Annotated in this window: 20 protein-coding genes; 1 reads left to right on the forward strand and 19 read right to left on the reverse strand. The window is 59.1% G+C overall.

Annotated features, from left to right (window positions below; translation table 11 throughout):
- Window positions 1–33 precede the first annotated feature (33 nt).
- On the forward strand, window positions 34–1,566 hold the full coding sequence (locus GTU67_RS10145; protein ID WP_185779958.1) for an MDR family MFS transporter: 1,533 nt from the start codon (window positions 34–36) through the stop codon (window positions 1,564–1,566).
- 243 nt (window positions 1,567–1,809) lie between these two features.
- Here the strand turns inward: GTU67_RS10145 and rpoD are convergent, their stop codons facing one another.
- The 19 genes from rpoD to ndk form a co-directional block, all read right to left on the reverse strand.
- Complete coding sequence (gene rpoD / locus GTU67_RS10150; RefSeq protein WP_185779959.1) at window positions 1,810–4,041, reverse strand: RNA polymerase sigma factor RpoD; 2,232 nt, start codon at window positions 4,039–4,041, stop codon at window positions 1,810–1,812.
- Between the two features lie 388 nt (window positions 4,042–4,429).
- A complete protein-coding gene (gene dnaG / locus GTU67_RS10155; protein WP_185779960.1) occupies window positions 4,430–6,472 on the reverse strand; it encodes a DNA primase in 2,043 nt (680 codons plus the stop codon).
- Window positions 6,469–6,681, reverse strand: coding sequence for a 30S ribosomal protein S21 (gene rpsU / locus GTU67_RS10160; RefSeq protein WP_093971288.1), 213 nt, complete (start codon window positions 6,679–6,681; stop codon window positions 6,469–6,471). The genes dnaG and rpsU overlap by 4 nt, the downstream gene beginning before the upstream one ends.
- A gap of 120 nt (window positions 6,682–6,801) precedes the next feature.
- Window positions 6,802–7,347 (reverse strand): phosphoribosyltransferase, encoded by a 546-nt coding sequence (locus tag GTU67_RS10165; RefSeq protein WP_185779961.1) that lies wholly within the window; start codon window positions 7,345–7,347, stop codon window positions 6,802–6,804.
- A gap of 93 nt (window positions 7,348–7,440) precedes the next feature.
- Window positions 7,441–8,736, reverse strand: coding sequence for an adenylosuccinate synthase (locus tag GTU67_RS10170; RefSeq protein ID WP_185779962.1), 1,296 nt, complete (start codon window positions 8,734–8,736; stop codon window positions 7,441–7,443).
- A gap of 64 nt (window positions 8,737–8,800) precedes the next feature.
- Entirely contained in the window at window positions 8,801–9,973 is a 1,173-nt protein-coding gene (locus tag GTU67_RS10175; protein ID WP_185779963.1) for an ATP phosphoribosyltransferase regulatory subunit, read from the reverse strand.
- Window positions 9,974–10,062: 89 nt separating this feature from the next.
- Window positions 10,063–10,953, reverse strand: a complete 891-nt coding sequence (hflC, locus tag GTU67_RS10180) for a protease modulator HflC (RefSeq protein ID WP_185779964.1) — start codon at window positions 10,951–10,953, stop codon at window positions 10,063–10,065.
- A gap of 15 nt (window positions 10,954–10,968) precedes the next feature.
- Window positions 10,969–12,288, reverse strand: a complete 1,320-nt coding sequence (gene hflK / locus GTU67_RS10185; protein ID WP_185779965.1) for an FtsH protease activity modulator HflK — start codon at window positions 12,286–12,288, stop codon at window positions 10,969–10,971.
- Window positions 12,263–13,360 carry a GTPase HflX gene (hflX, locus tag GTU67_RS10190; protein WP_185779966.1) on the reverse strand — a complete coding sequence of 366 codons (1,098 nt, stop codon included), beginning with the start codon at window positions 13,358–13,360 and terminating at the stop codon, window positions 12,263–12,265. Before hflX ends, hflK begins: the two co-directional genes overlap by 26 nt.
- Before the next feature lie 75 nt (window positions 13,361–13,435).
- Complete coding sequence (gene hfq / locus GTU67_RS10195) at window positions 13,436–13,675, reverse strand: RNA chaperone Hfq (RefSeq protein WP_093971295.1); 240 nt, start codon at window positions 13,673–13,675, stop codon at window positions 13,436–13,438.
- Window positions 13,676–13,766: 91 nt separating this feature from the next.
- Complete coding sequence (gene hisC / locus GTU67_RS10200; protein WP_185779967.1) at window positions 13,767–14,855, reverse strand: histidinol-phosphate transaminase; 1,089 nt, start codon at window positions 14,853–14,855, stop codon at window positions 13,767–13,769.
- Window positions 14,856–16,307 (reverse strand): ribosome biogenesis GTPase Der, encoded by a 1,452-nt coding sequence (gene der, locus GTU67_RS10205; protein WP_185779968.1) that lies wholly within the window; start codon window positions 16,305–16,307, stop codon window positions 14,856–14,858.
- A complete protein-coding gene (gene bamB / locus GTU67_RS10210) occupies window positions 16,304–17,446 on the reverse strand; it encodes an outer membrane protein assembly factor BamB (RefSeq protein WP_249417676.1) in 1,143 nt (380 codons plus the stop codon). The genes der and bamB overlap by 4 nt, the downstream gene beginning before the upstream one ends.
- A 16-nt stretch (window positions 17,447–17,462) precedes the next feature.
- Window positions 17,463–18,095, reverse strand: coding sequence for a YfgM family protein (locus tag GTU67_RS10215; protein WP_185779970.1), 633 nt, complete (start codon window positions 18,093–18,095; stop codon window positions 17,463–17,465).
- A gap of 7 nt (window positions 18,096–18,102) precedes the next feature.
- Window positions 18,103–19,392 carry a histidine--tRNA ligase gene (gene hisS, locus GTU67_RS10220; RefSeq protein WP_185779971.1) on the reverse strand — a complete coding sequence of 430 codons (1,290 nt, stop codon included), beginning with the start codon at window positions 19,390–19,392 and terminating at the stop codon, window positions 18,103–18,105.
- A 23-nt stretch (window positions 19,393–19,415) separates the two neighbouring features.
- Window positions 19,416–20,708, reverse strand: coding sequence for a flavodoxin-dependent (E)-4-hydroxy-3-methylbut-2-enyl-diphosphate synthase (gene ispG / locus GTU67_RS10225; protein ID WP_185779972.1), 1,293 nt, complete (start codon window positions 20,706–20,708; stop codon window positions 19,416–19,418).
- Window positions 20,709–20,734: 26 nt separating this feature from the next.
- Window positions 20,735–21,238: a helix-turn-helix domain-containing protein gene (locus GTU67_RS10230; protein ID WP_185779973.1), complete on the reverse strand. Its 504-nt coding sequence runs from the start codon at window positions 21,236–21,238 to the stop codon at window positions 20,735–20,737.
- On the reverse strand, window positions 21,235–22,392 hold the full coding sequence (gene rlmN / locus GTU67_RS10235) for a dual-specificity RNA methyltransferase RlmN (RefSeq protein ID WP_185779974.1): 1,158 nt from the start codon (window positions 22,390–22,392) through the stop codon (window positions 21,235–21,237). The genes GTU67_RS10230 and rlmN overlap by 4 nt, the downstream gene beginning before the upstream one ends.
- Before the next feature lie 27 nt (window positions 22,393–22,419).
- Entirely contained in the window at window positions 22,420–22,845 is a 426-nt protein-coding gene (ndk, locus tag GTU67_RS10240) for a nucleoside-diphosphate kinase (protein WP_093971304.1), read from the reverse strand.
- Window positions 22,846–22,882 lie beyond the last annotated feature (37 nt).

Raw genomic sequence — 22,882 nt, forward strand, 5'->3', positions numbered from 1 at the left:
GCCTGATCAACTCTACCGGGGGAAACCCTAGACATGTCTGTAACACCCAGCTCACCACCTGCCACAGGTAAACCCACAACACTGACCGACCGCGAAATACGTAAAGTCGTGGCTGGCCTTATGGTCGCCATCATTTTGGGGGGCCTGGAGCAAACCATTGTCGCCGTCGCCCTACCCCGCATGGCGGCCGACTTGCAAGGTGTTCAGTGGCTGGCATGGGTCATCTCGGCCTACCTGATCGCCGTCGCTGTTTCTACCCCTATCTATGGAAAGCTGGGCGACCTGTACGGCCGGCGGGCCATGCTTTCCAGCGCCATCATTATCTTCCTGGGCGCATCGGTTCTGTGTGCCATGGCCAGCTCCATGCCGATGATGGTGGGCGCCCGCATACTGCAGGGCATCGGCGGCGGCGGCCTGCTGTCGGTCTCGCAAGCCATCATTGCCGACATCGTCTCGCCGCGCGAACGCGGCCGGTATCAGGGCTACATCAGCGTCAGCTTTGCCATTGCCAGTGTAGCCGGGCCTGTTGCCGGCGGACTGCTCACCGAGTACCTGTCGTGGCACTGGATCTTCTGGGTCAACCTGCCGATTGGCCTGGCGGCCTACCTGATTTCACAACGCACCCTGGTGCGCTTGTCGCGTCCCAGCATCAAGCGCTCTGTCGATGTCGGCGGTGCACTATTACTGACAGCCGGTTTGACCACACTGCTGATCGCCATCAGTCGGGTCGGCCATGGCACCGCCATACTCGACGGCTACAACATGGCACTGGCCGCAATGGCGGTCTTGTTCATGGCGGCCTTTGTCTGGCAAGAAAAACGCGCTGCCGAGCCGATTATCCCGCTTGTGCTGTTGGCCAACCCCATCGTCGCGGCGTCATGCGTCTTGCTGTTTATTGCGTTCATCGAGCTCATTGCCCTGACCATCCTGATCCCGCTGCGTTTGCAAATGCTCACCGCCGCAGGGGCAGATCGTGCCGCTCTGCAGCTTGTGCCCTTGTCGGTCGCGATTCCGGCGGGGGCCTATATTGGCGGCACCCTGATGGCCCGGTTAGGGCAATACCGCAATATCCAGCTTGTCGGCGCCTCGATGGTACCCGTCAGCATGGCCCTGACCGCCTACACCGACCCGGCAGCAACAGGCTGGGTCATTCTGTTCACCACGCTGGCCGGCATCGGCATCGGCCTGCAACTGCCCACTTCAACGGTCGCCGCGCAAAACGCCGTCGCACAGCGCCATATCGGCGTCACAACGGGTCTGGCGTCATTCAGCCGCTCGGTGGGCGCGGCGGTGGGAATCGCCATACTGACCGCCGCCTTGTTCGCTCTGCTTCAGTCCTATATGCCCGCTACCCTGACCGAACTCTCGAGCGCGGAAACCATACGACAAATGATTGAAGGGCAACTCCCCCCGGTAAGCGACGCCGCACGCGCCGTATTAATGAGCTCGGGTGAAAAGGCCTTTCGCCACACCTTTCTGATCAGCGCCCTGATTGCCGCGATATCGGTGGTGCTGTGTTTGCGCGTGCCCGAACGCGCCCTGAGTGAGAAACGCCCGCCGGCCTGATCCGGGCGCTTTTGCGCCGACGCGTGAAAAACATCCCAAAGGCTGGGTAAATACCCGACTTTCAGGGTGTATTTCATTTGACGGGGCGCCCACAAAAAAATGTCTAAAGGACAAAAATAAACCCCGCTGCAAAACACAGCGGGGTTTATCAAGCGTCTGCAGTGCCCTAGGGGCTCTGCAGACAGAAGGCTGCCAAAAGACCAGAGCCAAGGACACTGCCTTGCCTGGCCTTACTGACAGACCTTACTGGCTTTCGAGGAAGCTTTTAAGCTTGTCGGCACGGCTGGGGTGACGCAATTTGCGCAACGCCTTGGCCTCGATCTGACGAATACGCTCGCGCGTGACGTCGAACTGCTTGCCGACTTCTTCAAGCGTTTGATCGGTGCTCATCTCGATACCAAAACGCATGCGCAGCACCTTGGCTTCGCGCGGTGTCAGGGAGTCGAGAACTTCTTTGACCACATCGCGCATCGAGCCCTGCAACGCCGATTCGGACGGTGACAGATTGGCCAGATCTTCGATGAAATCGCCCAGATGAGAATCGTCATCGTCACCGATGGGGGTTTCCATGGAAATGGGCTCTTTGGCGATTTTCAGGATCTTGCGTACCTTGTCTTCAGGCATGTCCATTTTTTGCGCCAGCGTTGCCGGATCGGGCTCGGCACCGGTTTCTTGAAGAATCTGGCGGTTGATCCGGTTCATTTTGTTGATGGTCTCAATCATGTGAACCGGGATACGAATGGTACGGGCCTGATCGGCGATGGAACGCGTGATGGCCTGACGGATCCACCAGGTGGCGTACGTTGAGAACTTGTAGCCCCGACGGTATTCGAACTTGTCGACGGCCTTCATCAGGCCGATATTGCCTTCCTGGATGAGGTCGAGGAACTGCAGGCCGCGGTTGGTGTATTTCTTGGCGATTGAAATAACCAGACGCAAGTTGGCTTCGGTCATTTCGCGCTTGGCCTTGCGGGCCTTGGCTTCGCCCGTGGCCATGCGCTTGTTGACGTCTTTGAGGTCTTTAAGCGGCAGTACGACGCTGGCCTGCAAATCGATAAGCTTTTGCTGGGTTTCCTGAACCGCGGGCACGTGGCGCTCGAGCGTTTCGGAGTAGGCGTGGCCGGCAGCAACCTCGCCCAACACCCATTCGAGGTTGGTTTCGTTGCCCGGGAAGACCTTGATGAAATAGGCACGCGGCATACCGGCGCGCTCGACACAGATCGACAGGATTTCGCGTTCGAGCTTGCGCACCTGCGCCACCTGGTCACGCAGGGTGTCGGCCAGTTTTTCGACCATCTTCGCCGTAAAGCGAATGCCCATCAGTTCGCTCAGAATGGCTTCTTGCGCTTCTTTGTAGCTCTCGGCGTGGTAGCCCTCGGACTCGAAGGCACGACGCATTTTCTCGAACCATTGCGAGACCGCGTCGAATTTCTTCATGGACTTGGTACGCAGGTGCTCGAGCTGTTTGCTGCTCATGCCGCCGGCCGGGCCGTCGTCTTCGTCGGAATCGACCGACACACCGGCGCCGGCGTATTCTTCGCCCTCTTCATCGATAAGGCCGTCGACAACCTCGTCGATTTGAGCCTGGCCGTCGCGCACACGCTGAACGTGGGTCAGGATTTCGTTGACGGTTGTGGGACATGCCGCAATGGCCATGACCATGTGCTTGAGCCCGTCTTCGATACGCTTGGCGATTTCGATTTCGCCTTCGCGCGTCAGGAGCTCGACCGTACCCATTTCGCGCATGTACATACGTACCGGGTCGGTGGTGCGGCCAAAGTCGGAGTCAACCGTCGTCAGGGCGGCTTCAGCTTCGTCTTCGACATCGTCGTCGCTGGAGGCGACCGGTGCGTTGTCGTTAAGCAGCAGCGATTCGGCGTCGGGCGCCTGATCGTAGACCGAGATACCCATGTCGCTGAACGTGCTGATGATGCCGTCAATCGCTTCGGCATCGACCAGGTCGTCGGGCAAGTGGTCGTTGATCTCGCCATAGGTAAGGTAGCCACGCTCTTTACCGAGCTTGATAAGCACCTTGAGACGATTGCGACGGGCTTCTTGTTCTTCGGGGGTAAGCTGGCTGCGTGCCGGAACGTCTTTGTCGCCCTTGCCGCGCTTGCCACCGCGCTTGGCAATAGGCTTGAGTTCAGGGATGACCTCGGCTTCGATGTCGATGTCGCCATCGTCGAACGGCGAGCTGTCGTTGTTGGCCGCTTTGGCCGGACGACCGGGACGACGCCCGGTGGGCGTGCGTGCCTTGCGCTTTTTGGGCTCGGCCGCGACTTCGAAATCGTCGTCGGTGTCAACGTCTGCCGTTTTGGCCGCCGTTTTACGGGCTGCGGTCTTTTTGGCCGCCTTCTTGACAGCCCCTGGCGTTACGGCTGTTTTGCTTGCGCTTTTGGTGGCCGCCAACGTTTTGGTTTTGCCGACAGTTTCCAGCTCTGCCGCTTTAGGGGTCGTATCAGTCGCTTTGGTCATGGTCGCTTCCGTAAGTGCAAAAACCTGCGGGCAAAGGCCGGCAGGTAATGCAAGGGCAAACTAGTGTCTATATTGGCGTAATGCAGCGTTGCTGACCGCAGGTTGCGGGCGCCGGTGCCGTAAGTTAAATGCCCTGACCAGCCATGAGTTACAGGGTGCAATGGGCCACCAGCCGCCAACCAGCCTGACAACAACCTGGCCTGCCATTTAAGCAAGGCCGCAAGGGTTTAGGTTAAAGGGCCCGCTTTGGTGCTTTGCCGGCGCAATAAACGCCCGCCACCCCGCAGTCACCCACCATTTGCCTTGTCTGTATCAAACCAATAAAGACGATATAAAACCTTTTATTTTACAGCAGTTAAGTCTTTTTACACAGTAAATTTTCTGTACTTCATGCCTGCGTCAGCTGCGCCCAACGGCGCGCCAACAACTGGTAGCGCTCGCGCGCCGCATTGTCTTTTAAACCTGCCGCCACCAGTTGCAACTGCTCGGTCTTGATAACGTCAAGCTCGACTTTGTGCATGGCATCGTTCCATTCGGCAACCGGGTCGGGCAAATCGTCGTGCCCCAACACATCGGTGGTCAAGTCAGACAACACCGCCGCCAGGTCGGAATCGGGGTCCGCAGCTTCGAGCAATGCTCCCGCGTGCCGGGCACCCGTCGTACTGATCAGGGCAATCAGGTCTCTTACAAGACTTAGATGAGGGCCACGGGCCAAAGTTTCAAGTTGCTGGTCGCCCAGCGTATCGGCAAGCTCGGGGTGCGCAAGCAATAAACGCAACAAACGCTTGGCCATCGAGGTAACGCTGCGGTTGCCTCCCCCGGCAACGCCGGGCCGCTGGCGCTTGAGCGGCGAGCGCCCCTGCTGCCCATAGGGCTGGCGCTTTGCGCCTGCAGAATGTGCGCGTTGCGATGAACTACCCGCCTGGGCCTGCCGTGCGCTACCCGACTGCCCTGCCGGGAAGGCCGACGCGTCATCAAACGCCCAACTCGGCGGCTCGCCATAACCGGCGGGCTCGAAATCGGGCACCCAGCCATCGTCGGACACCGGACCAGAGGCAAAATCATTGTCGTGCCCCTGCCTGGCGGCACCTGACGGCGTAGCCTCAGGTTGAACACCGGGGTCGATAGCCTCGGGACGCGAGGCCTCAAGCAAGGCCGTCAGTTCTTCAGGCGTCATTTGCACACGACGCGCAAACTCGCGCTCGATCTGCAAACGCACGGTAGTACCCACCGGCAATTGCGCAAGCAAAGGCTTGGCCTCGTGGACACACGCGGCCCTGCCCTCGGGCTCGGTCATGTGATGACGCGACGCCAGCTCGTCGAGCATGAAACTGGACAACGCCGGCGCACCCGCCATCAGCTCGCGAAACGCTTCGGCGCCATTGGCGCGCACAAACGAGTCCGGATCGTGGTCGTCGGGCAAGAACAAAAACCGAATGGAGACGTCGTCGCGCAGCAGCGGCAGACAGTTCTGCAATGCGCGCCATGCGGCCCGACGCCCTGCCTTGTCACCGTCAAAGCTGAAAATAATGCGATCGCTGGCACGCAACAGCTTTTGTACATGCTGGGGCGTGGTCGATGTACCCAGCGTGGCCACGGCATTTTCGAGCCCCAGCTGCGCCAGACCGACAACGTCCATATACCCCTCGACCACCAGCACACAGCCTTCGGCCCGAATACCTGTACGCCCTTCCCACAACCCGTAGAGCTCTTGGCCCTTTGAAAAAATTGGGGTGTCGGGTGAATTGAGGTATTTGGGTTCGCCCTTGCCGATTACCCGCCCGCCAAAGCCGATGAGGTTTCCCCGCGCATTGCGGATGGGGAACATGATGCGTTCACGGAAGCGATCGTAACGACGGCCGTCTTCGGCTTCGATGACCAGGCCCGCCTCGACCAGCAACGGGTCTTCGTAGTGAGAAAACACCTGGGCCAGACCACGCCGATCGGTACCCGACCAGCCCAAACCAAAGCGTGCGGCGATTTCGCCGGTCAGACCGCGCTTTTTCAGGTAGTCGGTGGCCGCAGGCGTTGCTTTAAGCAGCTTCAGGTAATGTTGCTGGGCTGTGTCGAGCAACTGCTGATGCCGGGAGACCTCTTCTTTTCGGCGACGCGACGCTGCTTGCGCCTGTGGCGAGCGAGGGGCTTCGGGCACGACCAAGCCAACGTTTGCTGCCAGCGAACGCACGGCTTCGGGGAAACTGGCCCCGGTATGCTCGATAAGAAAGGAAATGGCTGTACCGTGTGCGCCACACCCGAAGCAATGATAAAACTGCTTGGTGGGACTAACGGTGAAAGATGGGGATTTTTCGGTGTGAAAAGGACAGAGGCCAAGCAAGTTGGCCCCACCTTTACGCAACTGCACATACCGCCCGACAACGTCGACTATATCAACCCGGGCGAGTAAGTCTTGTACAAAAGACTCGGGGATCAATACAGACGGGGAGGCAGTTGCTGGCTGCGAATACGTTTGTAGTGGCGCTTGACAGCGGCGGCGTGCTTACGCTTGCGCTCGGCTGTAGGCTTTTCGTAGAATTCGCGCGAACGCAGTTCGGTCAAAAGACCGTTTTTTTCGATGGTGCGCTTGAAGCGACGCAAAGCGGCTTCAAAGGGCTCGTTTTCTTTAAGACGAACGGTAGGCATGTATTTCGGTAGCCTTCTGGTTGGTTAGGTTAAATAAAGTGGGCTAAATCAGCCAAAAAACTGTAATTTTAAGCTGCTACTAATTAAAGCCGTATGGTTAGCCTAAGATTCTAGCACGAATCAGACGTTTCTGACACCCTTTCGTACCCAGGCTTCAAGCTGGTGCGGACGCAGGCTGTCGTAGTCTTCGAAGGGCTGGTGAATCCAGGGGTTGGTAGGCAACTTTTCGACGAAGTAATCGGGGGTTGCCTGGGCGTGGCCTTTCCACCACAGCACGGCGCTGCGCAGTTCGGTAATCGCCGGGAACTGCTGGCGCAGGTGCTCGCCCACACGGATAAACGTCATGCCGGTGTCGACCATGTCGTCTACCAGCAACACTTTGCCATCAAGAGTACCACGCGTAATGGTAATGAACTGCGCGATATCGAGTGAACCTTGCTGCGTGCCTGCGGCTTCGCGGTAGCTACTGGTCGCCAGAATACCCAAGGGCACATCGAAAATACGAGACAGAACATCGCCCACCCGCATGCCACCACGGGCCAGACAGATGATTTTTTCGAATTCCCAACCAGACTCGTGGATGTTCAGGGCCAGACGATCGATGAGTGAATGGTACTGATCCCAGGAAATCCAAAGGTCGCGGTCGGTGCTTGGGGGCAAGTTCATGAAGAGTCCTTGGAACAAAGAACGTAATAATAAACCGATCGCGCCGCAACGAAAAGCTGCGGCGCGACCATAAACAGTTGGAGCAGTTTGGCCTTAGCCTTTGAAGGGGTGGCGCAAAACGATGGTTTCGAGGCGATCGGGGCCTGTTGACACCATGTCGATACCGACGTCGCAAACCTGAGCGATGCGTTCGAGGTAACGGCGCGCATTGACAGGCAGTTTGTCGTATTCGGTAATGCCTACCGTAGACTCTGTCCAGCCGGGCATTTCTTCAAGGACGGGCTCGGCTTCGGCGGCAGCGTGCGCACCATAAGGCAAAGCATCAAGGAATTGGCCCTTGTAGCGATACCCCACCCCGATGCGGATGGTTTCAATGCCATCGAGCACGTCAAGCTTGGTAATGCACAGGCCCGAAATACCGTTGATCATGACCGAACGCTTCATGGCCGCGCCGTCGAACCAACCGCAACGACGCGGACGACCGGTGACCGAACCGAATTCTTTGCCGACTTTAGCCAGATGTGCACCGGTGTCGTCGTGAAGTTCGGTGGGGAACGGGCCGGAACCCACACGTGTGGTGTAGGCCTTGGCAATGCCCAGCACATACTGCAAGGCTTGCGGGCCGACGCCGGCGCCTGCTGCTGCAGCGCCTGCAACACAATTGCTGCTGGTCACAAACGGATACGTGCCGTGATCGATGTCGAGCAATGCGCCTTGGGCGCCTTCAAACAACAGGCTTTGGCCAGCCTTTTGCGCCAGATGCAGGTTGTTGGACACGTCGGCCACCATGGGCTCGATCTGGCCGGCCAGCGACATGGCCTGTTCGCGGACGTCGTCGGCAGAGACCGCTTCGGCGCCCAGGTACTGGGTGAGCACAAAGTTATGGTAGTCGAGCGCCTCGGCGAGTTTCTCGTCGAACACTGCAGGGTTGTACAGGTCTTGAACGCGAATGGCGCGACGGGCGACCTTGTCTTCGTAGGCCGGACCGATGCCGCGACCCGTGGTACCGATTTTGCCGTCGCCCTTGCGACGTTCGCGGGCCTGATCGACCGCAATGTGATACGGCAAAATGAGCGGGCATGCCGGCGAAATTTGCAGGCGCGAACGAACATCAAGACCCGCTTGTTCGAGCTCGACGATTTCTTTCAGCAAGGCTTCGGGCGAAAGCACTACCCCGTTACCGATATAGCAGGTAACGCCCGGGTGCATGATGCCCGACGGAATAAGACGCAAAATGGTCTTGGTGCCGTTGATCCAGAGGGTGTGCCCTGCATTATGCCCCCCCTGAAAACGAACCACGCCCTGGGCCGATTCGGCCAGCCAGTCGACGATTTTGCCCTTGCCTTCGTCACCCCACTGGGTGCCGATAACCACGATATTCTTGCTCATGTTGCGATATAGAAAAAGCTAGTCTTTACAACAACTAATTGATTGAACCCTGCGACCCGGCACGCTAGTGCGCGCCCGGAATCGCCCGTATGACCCATTGCCCGTCTTGCTGCACCAGCTCGCGGTCGACCTGGAACTCGTCAAGGGAATGGGGTTGACCTGGTAATACCTGAACCACAATTTCGCCCGCGTCGCGCAGACTGCGAATAGCTTGCACGAGGGCCGACTGGGTGCCCCAGGGCGCCTGAATGGCGCGCGTCAGCGGCGGCGCACCCAAGCCTGCCGACAGCTTACGCAAGTCGAGGCTGAAACCTGTCGCCGGACGCGACCGGCCAAAAACCTTGCCAACGCCATCGTAGCGCCCGCCACGCACCAGGGCGTCGTGCCAGCCCTGAGCATAAATGGAAAACACCACACCGGAGTGGTAGGCGTAACCTGCACCCGCGTCGGCCAGGTCGATGCTGAATTCGTAGTCGGGCAAGGCGGCGACCAGTGCTTTAAGGTCGTTGACCGCCTTTAACACCGCCGGCAAACGCGGCAACACCTGCAGCGCCTGATCGAGCATGGCGACGCCACCATATAAACGCGGCATGGCCACGAGCGCCTGGACAGTGTCGGGACGCACGTCGTTGAGTGTGGCACACAGACGGCTGATACCCGATACGTCTTTTGAGGCCAGCATGTCGGAAAGCTCGGCGTCGACTTCGGCCAGGGCCGGATCGGCATTGACCAAAGCGCGGAACACACCCGGATGGTTCAGGTCGATACGCGCATTGCGAACGCCGGCACGTTGAACACTTTCGAGGGCCAACTGAATGATTTGAATGTCGGCTTCGACACCGTCGTGCCCGAAAACTTCGGCGCCGATTTGCAACAATTCGCGATCGGAGAGCAGGTCGGCCGGGCGCGCGTGCAGCACCGTGCCGCAATAACACAGCCGGGTAACGCCGGGCCGGTTCAGCAAATGGGCATCAATTCGGGACACCTGCGGGGTGATATCGGCGCGAACGCCCAGCGTACGGCCCGAGAGTTGATCGACGAGCTTGCACGTACGCAAGTTGAGATCGCTGCCGGTACCCGACAGCAATGAGTCGAGGTACTCGACCAACGGCGGCGCCACGAGTTCGAACCCGTGGGTGCGGTACAGATCAAGCAGGTCGCGCCGGAGCTCTTCGATGCGACGCGCTTCTGCGGGCAGGATATCGGCCAGGTGCTCTGGCAATAACCACTTGGACATTCAAGAAACCTGAAAACGCTTGAGAAGCAACCAAACAAAAAGCGACTTGGGGCGTAAGCCCGCCAAGTCGCTTGCGGAAGTATTTCAACTTACGGCGTATTGTAGCGCGTTTTGCCCGAAGCATCAGACCAGAACTTGAAGAAGTCTGACTTTGGACTTAGCACCAGCGTGTCGTCGGAACCCGAGAAGGCGGACTGATAGCTTTCGAGGCTTTTGTAGAAGCTGTAGAAATCGGGGTTCCGGCCATAAGCACGTGCGTAGATATCGGCCGCCTGGGCATCGCCCTGACCTTTGATTTCTTGCGCATCGGCGTATGCCTTCGACAAAATTTCCTGACGTTCGCGATCGGCCTGGGCGCGGATGCGTTCGCTGTCGGCGGCACCGGTGGCACGCAGGCGGTTGGCCTCTTCTTTGCGCTCGGCTTCCATGCGGCGATAGACCGACTCGGAGATTTCGGGCGCGAAGTCGATGCGAATGAGACGAACATCGACGACCTCGACACCCAGCGGCTTGGCGCGACGATCGACGTTAGCCAGCACTTCGCGCATGATGTCGCCGCGCTCGCTGGAGACCACCTGCTTTACCGTACGTACGTTGACGGCGGCGTTAAGCGCATCGCGGATTTGCGCGCTGAGGCGCTCTTCGGCGGCACGCCGGTTAATGCCGAAGGTCACGTAGTACAGGCGCGGGTCGATGATGCGCCATTTGACGTAAGAGTCGATAAGAAGGTTTTTCTTCTCGGCCGTTTGAATGCGTTCGGGGTCGCGCGACTCGATGGTTTGAAGGCGACGATCGAGGGTAACGATGTTTTCGAAGGGTGGCGGCAGTTTGAAATGCAGGCCTGGTTCGGTGACGGTTTCGCGCACCTCACCCAAGGCAAACACCAAAGCGGCATCGCGCTCGCGCACCACAAACACACAAGAAGAAGCCACGGCCAGGACAATGACCAGACCAACTAGATAGGGAAAGAAACGTTGCATAGTGTGAGGCCTCCGTTAGCGCGAATAAGGGCTCGTCATGAGCGAGCCTGACGACCCGCCGCTATACGGATTGCTACTGCCCGACCGGGCAGCACCCGGTGCGTTGCTGGCAGACTTGTCGGCTGCGGCCGGCGTAGGCGCAGAGGAAGCAGAGGCAGACTGGGTTGCGGCATCGGGGTTACGCGCCGCTTGCTGCATGATTTTATCGAGTGGCAAATACAGCATGTTGTTGCTCGATTCGCTGTCAATGAACACCTTGGACGATTTCTCGAGGATGGACTGCATGGTCGACAGATACATGCGCTCGCGGGTGACATCGGGCGCTTTGGCGTACTCGGCCTCGATGCTACTGAAGCGTGCGCTGTCACCTTCGGCGCGGCTGACCACGGAAACGCGATAGCCTTCGGCCTCTTGAACAAGGCGTGCAGCCTGACCCTGGGCTTCGGGGAGGACGCGGCTGGCGTAGGCGTTACCTTCGTTGATCTGGCGCTCGCGGTCTTGGCCGGCTTTTACAGCGTCGTCGAATGCGGCCTGAACCTGTTCGGGCGGCTGGACGTTCTGGATAGCAACCGTACTGACCTGAATGCCGGTTTGGTAACGATCGAGGATTTCCTGGGCAAGGCGCTGCACATCGGCGGCAATTTGCGTACGCGCCGAATACAGGACGGAGTCCATGGGTTGACGGCCGACCACATCGCGCATGGCGGTTTCTGCCGCCTGGCGAACGGATTCGTCGGGGTCGCTGGTTTTGAAGAGGTAATCGGGCGCGCCGTTGGGCATGAGGCGATACTGCACCACGTACTGCACATCAACAATGTTCTCGTCGGTGGTCAGCATGAGGGACTCGGCAAGCACTTTGTTGCGCGCTGACCCACGAAAACCGACTTCGAAAGTACGTAACTGCGAAATATTAACGGTTTGATGGTCTTCGATGGGGTATGGCAAGTGCCATTGCAAACCCGGGTTAAGGGTTTTGACATACTTGCCGAACTTGGTGACGACCGCAACCTGCCCTTCTTGGACAACCACGAAGCCGCTGGCCAGCCACAACCCTACCAGCACGACCAGGCCACCTACCACCAGCTTGGGTGAGCCCTTGGGCAACTGAACGGGGCTGCCGCCACCGCCCTGGTGACCACCGCCACCGCCGCGGCGACCTTTACGCCCGAACAGCGAACCGACACGATTGTTGAAATCGCGCCAGACCTCGTCGAGATCTGGGGGGCCGCTATTATTGCCCTGGTTGTTATCGGGTTGACGGGGCGGCTCGTTACCGCCTTTTCCGCGACCCCAACCGGGATCATTCAAGTTAAATATTTTCGACATTAAACGCATTATTTCCTGCGACTTGACCTGATTCGACGATGGCCTGACGAAGGCCATCAAGGCCTGCCCGCGTCAGGGCACTAACAAATACGCGCACAATGGTACCATGTTCGTCGCGCTCCACCCGCGGCTCGTAACCGGCCGCATCAATTTTGTTGTACACCATAATTCTGGGGATATCACCCGCCCCGATGTCGGCAAGCACTTTGTGCACTTCAACTATTTGCTCGTCGCGCTGATGGCTTGAGGCATCGACCACATGCAATAACAGGTCGGCCTGCACGGTTTCTTCAAGCGTTGCCCTGAAGGCGGCAATGAGTGTTGGCGGCAAATCGCGAATGAACCCTACGGTGTCAGAGACCACCACCTGCCCTGCTCCGTCGATCCAGAGCTTGCGGGTGGTGGTATCGAGTGTGGCGAACAATTGATCGGCGGCGTAGGCACCCGCCCGGGTCAAGGCATTGAACAGGGTTGATTTACCCGCGTTGGTATACCCCACCAGCGAGATCGACATAATGCCGCCGCGCATACGCGAGCGACGCTGCGTACTGCGTTGGCGCTGGGCGCGATCGAGCCGTTCGCGCAGCAGCTTGACCTTGGCGCCGATCATGCGGCGGTCCATTTCAAGCTGAGACTCGCCAGGCCCGCGCATCCCGATACCGCCACGCTGACGTTCAAGGTGAGTCCAGAGACGCGTCAGGCGTGTTGACAAGTGCTGCAGCTGCGCCAGTTCGACCTGCAGCTTACCCTCGTGACTTTTGGCGCGCAGCGCAAAAATATCCAGAATAAGCGCAACGCGATCGACCACCCGGCGGTTAAGGCCACGTTCGAGGTTGCGTTGCTGGGCCGGAGAAAGCGGCTGATCGAACAAGATGATATCGGCCTGATGCTCATCGGCAATGAGCTTGGCCTCTTCGAGCTTGCCTTTGCCGATGAAATAAGCGGCATCGGGCCGCTGTCGACGCGCCACCAGATGGCCAACGATTTCAGCGCCGGCGCCCTCGGCCAGCATAATGAACTCTTCTGAGTGGGCCTGGAAATCGGGGTTTCCCAGATCGACGCTAATAACTAAAGCTTTCATGGGGTGCACAAAAACGAAACGCCCGCCTGCGCGACGCGCATGGCGGGCTGTTCGTAAAGAGGGGCGACTGCAGCGTTATTCAGCGGCAGCGTCATCGAGCTGGAGGTTAACCGGGCGAGCAGGTACGACCGTAGAAATGGCATGCTTGTACACCATTTGCGTGACGGTGTTACGTAGCAAAACGACGTACTGGTCGAAGGATTCGATTTGGCCCTGCAATTTGATGCCGTTAACCAGGTAAATGGATACGGGCACATGTTCTTTGCGCAGCGCGTTCAGAAACGGGTCTTGTAATGTTTGCCCTTTGTTGCTCATTGGCTTAACTCCAATTGTGTTGTTATGGATAAATACCGCAAACGTCTACTTTACAGGGTTTCCCCGTAATTGGCCACGATTGACTGACAAATTACTGTAATTTTTGGTCGCCCAACAAAACCGCCAACACCTGGCACAAGCGCTGGCATTCGTCGGGGGTACCTACCGTAATACGCAAGAACTGGTCGATGCGGGGTTGGGCGAAATGACGCACCAGAATGCGATTGTCGCGCAGGCCGCTCGCCAGCCCGGCGGCATCGTGCTGCGGATGACGGGCAAACACAAAATTGGCAGCGCTGGGCAAGACCTCAAAACCCAGCGCGGCCAGGTCGGCCACCAGCGCTTCGCGCGCATCGACAATGGCCTGGCAGGCCCGCCGGAAGTAATCGCGGTCGAGAATGGACGCGATGGCGCCCGCTTGCGCAATGCTGTCGAGGGGGTAGGAATTGAAACTGTCTTTAACCCGCACCAGCGCCTCGATGATGGCCGCACTGCCAACGGCGTACCCGACACGCAAGCCGGCCAACGACCGCGATTTTGAAAACGTGTGCACCACGGCGATGTTGTCAAATTCTGACAGCAGGGCAACGGCGGAGTCGGCGCCGAAGTCGACGTAGGCCTCGTCGACAATGACCGCGATGTCGGCGTTGGCCCGCGCAATGCCACGGATATCGTCGAGCCCAAGTGCCATGCTGGTAGGCGCATTGGGGTTGGCAAAAATAATGCCGGCCGGCAATACCGCACGTGCCCGGGTGTAATCGTCGACACAGATTGAAAAGTCGTCGGCCAGGGGTTGAATCTCGACTGGAACGTCGAAAAGACGGCAATACGTTTTGTAGAAGCTGTAGGTGATGTCCGGCATCAGCAATGGCCGCCCGGCATGGCGGAACAAACCATTGAACACATGGGCCAGGACCTCGTCGGAACCGTTGCCGACAAAAACCTGGGCAGGCGACACATTATGATGGTCGGCAATAGCCTGGCACAACGCCGTTGACTGCGGATCGGGATACAACCGCAACCGATCGTTTGCAGCTTCTTGCATGGCCTTGATGGCCAGCGGCGACGGGCCCCACGGATGCTCGTTGGTATTGAGCTTGAGCAAGTCGAGGATTTTAGGCTGCTCGCCGGGTACGTAGGGCGAAAGCCCCGCGACATGATCACTCCAGAAACGGCTCAATCAGGCCCCCTTCTGAATATACGGATTGGTTGATGATTTGAACTCGATACGCAAAGGCGTACCTTCGAGCTTGAACGCCGCCCTGAAACGAGCCTCGAGGTAGCGGCGATAAGCGTCGGGGATCGCATCGAGGGCATTGCCGTGAATGACGATAAGCGGCGGATTTTGGCCGCCCTGGTGCGCATAGCGCATTTTGGGCCGGAAAATGCCTTTTCGGGGTGGCGGCTGCTGTTCGACGGCAGCCACCAAAACCCGCGTAAGTTTGGGTGTTGACAACTTCGAGAACGCCGCCGCGTGCGCCGACCTGATCGACTTGAGCAAAGGTTGAATGCCTTTGTTTTTAAGCGCCGATATGGTGTGCATGCGCGCAAACGACAAAAACCGTAATTTGCGTTCGAACTCGTGTTTGATACGATCGCGCTCTTCGGCGTTCAGGCCGTCCCACTTGTTGACGGCTACGACCAGGGCACGGCCGGTTTCAACAATAAACCCGGCAATGTGCGCGTCTTGATCGGAGATTTCGGCGTGGGCATCGAGCATGAGCACCACCACGTTACAGGCCTCGATGGCCTGCAAGGTTTTAATAACCGAGAACTTTTCGATGGCCTCGAAGACCTTGCCACGACGACGCAAGCCTGCCGTGTCGATCAGGGTGAATGGCGTGCCTTCGTGTTCGAAGTCGATCTCGATGGCGTCGCGCGTGGTGCCCGGCATGTCGAAGGCAATGACACGTTCTTCGCCCAGCAAAGTATTGATAAGCGTCGACTTGCCCACGTTGGGCCGCCCCACGATGGCCAGCTTGATACGATGGCGCGTTTGGTCGTCGGCCGGTTCTTCCGACTCGGCATCCAGATCGGGCAAACCGTCTTCGGCGTCGACGTCAAATACCTCGCTATATGCATCTTCGTCGTGCGCGATGTCGGCATGATCGTCGTCAGCGCCTTCGTCGAGAAACGACAAGGCGTGCTCGATGAGGTCGACGACGCCATCGCCATGCGATGCCGAAATGGGATAAGGCTCGCCTAACCCCAGCTCGTGGAATTCGGCGATGGCGCCGGCGTTGCGCATGCCTTCGGCCTTGTTGACCGCCAGGAACACGCGTTGACCCGCGCGGCGCAGCAAGCGCGCGATTTCGTGGTCGTGGGCGTTGACGCCCGCACGTGCATCGACCAGAAAGATGACGACGTCGGCCTCGGCAATGGCTTGCTGGGTTTGACGCGCCATTTCGGCCACAATGCCGCTTTTGGCAACGGGCTCGAAACCGCCGGTATCGACGGCCAGGAAGGGGTATTTCCCGACCCGGCCCTCGCCGTAGTGACGGTCGCGCGTCAACCCGGAGAAGTCGGCCACCAACGCAGCGCGCGAACGGGTAAGACGGTTGAACAACGTTGACTTGCCAACGTTAGCCCGACCGACCAAAGCCACTACTGGCTTGAATAAAACCTTTTTCAATTGACACCAACCAAAACTAAACTGCCATTACCCGTCTGAACCAGCACGCCACGTGGCGTGGAGACCAGCGGAGAGACCACTGCCCCCCCGCCGACCTGGATACGGCCCAACAGGCGGCCGTCGGAAGACGAGAGAAAGTGGACGTACCCATCGTAGTCGCCAAAGGCAACCGCCGAACCGACCACCGCAGGCCCTGACAAGCGACGGTTGCGTAAAGCATCCTGGCGCCACTGCTCGCCGCCATCGGTCAGGCTGAAGGCATACACCGAATCACGCCCTGCTGCGCCATATACCTGGCGACTGTCGGATGCGATGCCTGTGGTCGTAGAGAAGGGTTGCTCCCAGACCGGGATACCGCCCTGGGCGATATCGAAACACACAATACGCCCCTGATAAGAGGCACCACACAGCAACGAACCCTGTGTTTGCGGCGCACCGACAACGTCATTGATGCGCTCGAGGTCGGTCGCGCCACGCGGTGTGGAAACGGTGCCTTCCCATTGCACAGCGCCGTCTTGCGCCGAAATGACGATAAGACGACCATTGGGCAAGCCGGAAATCACCACGCCTTCGATGATCAACATTTGCATGTTGGTTTTAAGCGCCAGCGCCGGGCCGGGCCGCTGTACCGACCAGAGCCGGTCGCCTGTGGCGGCATCGAACGCCTGGATACGGTAGTCGCTGCTGCGCACCACAACAACCCCTGCGCCTACCACTGGCGGGACGAACACCTCGCTGGTGGCCTGGGCGCGCCATTTTTCCTGGCCCTGGTCGTCGAAGGCCACTACGGTGCCGTCAGGGCCTGCAACTGCGGTCGTGATGCCGTCGGAACCCACGCCGGCAGACAAGTCAATGCCGGCGTCGGCGCGCCATTGCATGCCGCCGCTTGTCAGGCTGGTTTTGACGACATTGCCGTTGGGCGTTGCGGCGTAAACGCCATCACCCACCAGCACGGGCACAAAGCCCGAGCCCCCGCCGCTGCCGATATTGACTGACCAGGCCGTGCTGGCCGAAACGCCCGCCGGATATTCGGTAAGGGGAGACGGCTCGAAGCGCGGGTCTTTGGGCGTAAACCACGAGCAGCCAGCCAGCACAGAAAGGCTGAGCGCCGCAACGGCACACTTCAGACGACGGGACATAACAGCATGCATAAGGTCAGACTCCGAGGGCGTCAATTTTAAGTTGGATGATTTGGGTCATGGGGTCGGCGCCCAAGGCTTCGATCGCATTGAGCCAGGCAGACTTGGCGTCTTCTTTTTTGCCTTGCGCCGCAAGAATATCGCCCTGGCGATCGGAGAACAAGGCCTCGAAGGCTTCGGGCCCGTTGGCAACCAGCGCCAACGCCGCATCGTACTCTTTCTGGTCAAGCAAGACACCTGCCAGACGCAACTGGGCCAAGGGCACCAGCGCCGGATCTGTACTGTTGTCGATGACCCACTGCAATTGTTCTTTGGCGCCGGCGTAATCTTGCTGCTGTACCAGCACCTGAGCTGCCACCAAGGCGCCGCGCGTGGTGTAACCCGACGACGGGAAGTCGGCACGCAGGGTTTGACTTGCCGCCTTGACCCGCTCGAGAGAGTCGTCGCCCGGCTTGGTGGCGGCAGATTCGAGGGCTTCGAAGTAACCCATCGCCTGACGGGCCTGATTGCCTTCGTACCACTGCCAACCGCGCCAACCGGCAAAGGCCAGCGCAATAACGGCAACCACTGTCACGATCAGCGTGCCGTAACGGTCCCACCACTGCCGGATTGCGTCCAGTTTTTCCTGTTCTTCGAGATCGTATGCCATGCTGTTTTTATACCTTTTGTTTCAGGACTTCTACCAGACGGGTCATTGGAACCGTCTCTTGTTGCTGACCATCGGCGATAGCTTCGGCGCGCAGCCATTTTATGCTGACCGTGTTTTCGCGCAACTCGTCTTCACCGATAATGACCGCCGCCTGCGCACCGCTGGCATCGGCACGCTTGAACTGCGACTTGAACCCGGACGAGCCGGCATGAACAATGACACGCAGGCCGGCGTCGCGCAATGACTCGGCCAGCGTTGCTGCGGCGCGCTGGGCCGCATCGGACTGATGAATCATGTACACCTGGCATTCGGGCGCCGCCTGCGGCGCCTGGGACTGGCTCCAGAGATCGAGCAGACGCTCCATACCGATGGCAAAACCAACGGCCGGAGCGCTTTTACCGCCCAGAAGCTCGATGAGGCCGTCGTAGCGCCCGCCACCACACACTGTGCCTTGCGCACCCAACTGGTCGGTGATCCATTCGAAAACCGTGCCATTGTAGTAATCGAGCCCGCGAACCAGGCGCGGGTTCAGTGTGTACGAAATGCCGGCATCGGCCAGGCGTGCGCACACGCCATCGAAATGGGCGCGTGACTCTTCGCCGAGAAAGTCGAAAAGGCTGGGCGCTGCATTGGCCATGTCTTGCATCGCCGGATTTTTGGTGTCGAGTACGCGCAACGGATTAGTGTGCATGCGACGGCGGGCCTCTTCGTCGAGCACATCGATGTGGGCCTCGAGGTGGCGCACCAGCGCCTCGCGGTGCGCCGCCCTTTCGTGGGGCTGGCCCAGCGAGTTCAGCTCGAGGCGCACGTGCTGCAGCCCCAGCGTCTTCCAGAGGCGGGACAGCATGACGATCAGCTCGGCGTCGACATCGGGGCCGGCAAAACCAAGGGCTTCGACATCGATTTGATGAAACTGGCGATAGCGGCCGCGCTGCGGCTTTTCGTGACGGAACACCGGACCCAGCGAATACACGCGCTGTGGCCGATCGTACAACAGGTTGTGTTCGATGCTTGCGCGGACAATACCTGCCGTGAACTCGGGCCGCAGGGTTAAGTGTTCGTCGTTCAGCGCATCGGTGAACGAATACATTTCTTTTTCGACGATGTCGGTGACTTCGCCAATACCCCGCGTAAACAAGCGGGTGTGCTCGAGCACCGGCGCGCGCATATTGCGATACCCATAGGCGGCCAGCCATTGCCGGACAATTTCTTCGAGTTGCTCCCAGTGCGCACTGGAATCTGGCAAGACATCTTTCATGCCTGTAATGGCATGAACTTTTTTAAACGACTGCGACATAAATGCTCTTTTTGCGTAACCGGTTAGCGGGACTGACCGCCAACCCCATATTTTTCTTCGACGTAACGCTCGACAATGGCCTGGAACTCGCCGGCGATGCTATCACCTTTAAGGGTAACCGTGCGGCGGCCATCGATGTAGACCGGGGCCGAGGGAACCTCGCCCGTGCCCGGCAGGCTGATACCGATATCGGCATGCTGGCTTTCGCCGGGGCCGTTAACCACGCAACCCATCACGGCAACATTCATGGTTTCGACGCCCGGATAACGTGTTTTCCAGACCGGCATTTGCTGACGCAAATAAGTTTGAATGCTGTCGGCCAGCTCTTGAAAAACCGTGCTACTGGTGCGCCCGCAACCCGGGCACGCCACCACCATGGGCGTAAACGCACGCAGCCCCATAGTTTGCAAAATTTCTTGCGCCACCACGACTTCGCGGGTGCGGTCTCCGCCTGGTTCGGGCGTAAGCGAAATGCGGATCGTGTCGCCAATACCCTGCTGCAGCAAAACGGCCAGCGCGGCCGTCGAGGCAACAATACCCTTGCTGCCCATACCCGCTTCGGTCAGGCCCAGGTGCAGGGGATAATCGCAACGCGAAGCCAGATCTTGATAAACCGCGATAAGGTCTTGCACATGGCTGACCTTGCACGACAGCACAATGGCATCGCCAGGCAGCCCCAGGGTTTCGGCCCGCTGCGCATTGCTGATTGCCGAAACCACCAGCGCTTCTCGCATGACCGCCTGCGCCGCCCAGGGCTGCGCCCGACGACTGTTTTCGTCCATCATTTTGGCCATGAGGCTGCTGTCAAGACTGCCCCAGTTCACACCAATACGCACCGGCTTGTTGTAGCGACACGCGACTTCGATCATTTGGGCGAAGTTGTCGTCGCGTTTGTTACCGGCGCCCATATTGCCGGGGTTGATCCGGTACTTGGACAGCGCCTGGGCGCACTCGGGGAACTGGGTGAGCAATTTGTGCCCGTTGTAATGGAAGTCGCCCACCAGCGGGACGTATACCCCCATGCGATCGAGCTGCTCGCGGATGGCGGGCACCTGTGCGGCGGCTTCGGGCGTATTAACGGTAATACGTACAACCTCGGAGCCCGCCATGGCCAGGTCTTTGACCTGAATGGCGGTGGCGATCGGGTCGGCGGTGTCGGTGTTGGTCATGGACTGAACCACCACCGGCGCCCCACCGCCTACACGTACGGTGTGATCGTACCAGGACAAAACCACCTGACGGGTAGTACGACGGGGCGCGGGGCCCACGGAAATATTTGGCCGGTCTTGACCGGCCGGGGAATCGATAAGCGTCATTGCTGCTGTAACAGACTAATATGAAGTCAGGACTGAGCCGACCGGAACCATTCGAGTGTCAGCCAGGCTTCGGGGACCCAACCGCGGTCGACGGCATAAAAGCCCGCTGCCACCAGCACCAGCAAAATCACCACGAACCAGACCCACGAAAACCCGCCGGATTCGTGCTGAACCGGGAGGTCGGTGGGTGTGAAGGCAGGCCCGCCCTCGACGGGGGCAATCCCTGCTTTAGGCACGGCGGCATTGCCGGTTTGATTGCCGAGCATCACCATAATGGCATCGACGTCGGCCTCGAGGAAGCGCGCATAATTTTTAACCATGCCGCGCAAAGGCAAGCCGACAGGAAGGTCGGCCCATTGCTCGTTTTCGAGGGCCTGCAACTGTCGCGTGGAAAATTTCAGTCGGGCCGAGGCTTCGGATAGCGTGACACGCCGCGATTGCCGCAGGGTTTTCAGGGTTGCGCCGACGCCGTCACGCAAATTGACGACAGAACCGGACTGCGCCTCTTCTTTGAGCAGGGGTTGGTTCATGCATGCTCCTCTTTGATGAGTATGGTGGCACGATCGGGCAACCTTTCGTTGATGCGCGTGCGATCTTTGACGTCGCCGGCCAGTTGACCACATGCAGCGGCGATGTCGTCGCCACGGGTTTTACGCACGGTGGTGACCACGCCGGCATCGGTAAGCCGCTGGGCGAAAATACGAACCCGGGCAGCCGGGGAGCGTTTCAACCCCGACTGGGGGAAAGGGTTGAACGGGATAAGGTTGAACTTGCAACGTACCTGCCGCGCGATCTCGATGAGTTCGCGGGCGTGCTGATCGGTGTCGTTGACACCGTCAAGCATTATGTATTCGAAAGTGATGAAATCGCGCGGTGCATGCTGCAAATAACGATTGCAGGCGTCGAGCAATTCGCGCAGCGGATGCTTGCGGTTAAGGGGTACCAGGCGATCGCGCAGAGCGTCGTTGGGGGCATGCAGCGATACCGCCAGCGCCACCGGGCAATCTTGGGCAAGGCGGTCGATGAAAGGCACAACCCCCGACGTGCTGACGGTTACCCGACGACGCGACAGCCCGTAGGCGTTGTCGTCGAGCATAAGGCGCAGGGCCCCCAGCACGTTGTCGTAATTGAGCAGGGGTTCGCCCATGCCCATCATGACGACGTTGGTAATGACGCGTTGAGGCGGTGTGGCCGCCCCGGGCCCATCGATGCGCGCGCTGTCGAGATCGGCTTCGAGGGTGCGTTTGGCATGCCACAACTGCCCGATGATTTCGGCAGTGGTGAGGTTTCGGTTGAAACCTTGATAACCCGTAGAGCAAAACGGACACGCTACCGTGCAGCCAGCCTGGCTGGAAATGCACAAGGTACCGCGATCGTCTTCCGGGATGAAGACCGTTTCGACGGCGTTGTTGTTACCGACGTCGAAGAGCCACTTGCGGGTGCCGTCGGACGAGCGCTGTTCGGTTTGTACGCCCGGGGCCGCAATGCAGCAATGCTGATCGAGCTGGCCGCGAAACTCGCGGGCCAGATCGGACATGACCTCGAACGAACCCGCGCTTCGCTGGTGCACCCAGCGCATGAGCTGGCGCGCACGAAACGGCTTGCCACCCCACTGCGCGACCAGGTCGGTCAGTTCGGTGGCGCCCAGGCCAAGTACGTTGATTCGTTCGGTGGTTTCGGTCATGAATTTGGGCTGTGTCGCCCTGAAAAATTAACGGCTGTGGATGTTGCTTTCGGGGAAGAAGAAAGCGATTTCTACAGCGGCGGTTTCGGGAGCGTCGGAGCCGTGTACTGCGTTGGCGTCGATGCTGTCTGCAAAGTCGGCGCGAATTGTGCCGGCTTCTGCTTTTTTAGGATCGGTGGCGCCCATCAGGTCGCGGTTTTTCTGGATGGCGCTTTCGCCTTCGAGCACCTGAACGAACACAGGACCGGAAACCATGAAATCAACCAGATCTTTGAAAAACGGGCGTGCTGCATGAACGGCGTAGAAGCGCTCGGCTTCGGCGCGCGACAACTGCTTGAGTTGAGCGGCGACGACTTTCAGGCCGGCCTGCTCGAAGCGGGCTACGATCTGGCCAATGACGTTCTTGGCGACTGCATCGGGTTTGATAATGGAAAGGGTGCGTTCGATTGCCATAAAATATCCAAATTGAAAGAAAAGATTTTCTTAGTAA

Origin of the sequence: Pusillimonas minor, from assembly GCF_014237865.1 — a bacterium.
GTDB classification, from domain to species: Bacteria; Pseudomonadota; Gammaproteobacteria; order Burkholderiales; family Burkholderiaceae_B; genus Neopusillimonas; species Neopusillimonas minor.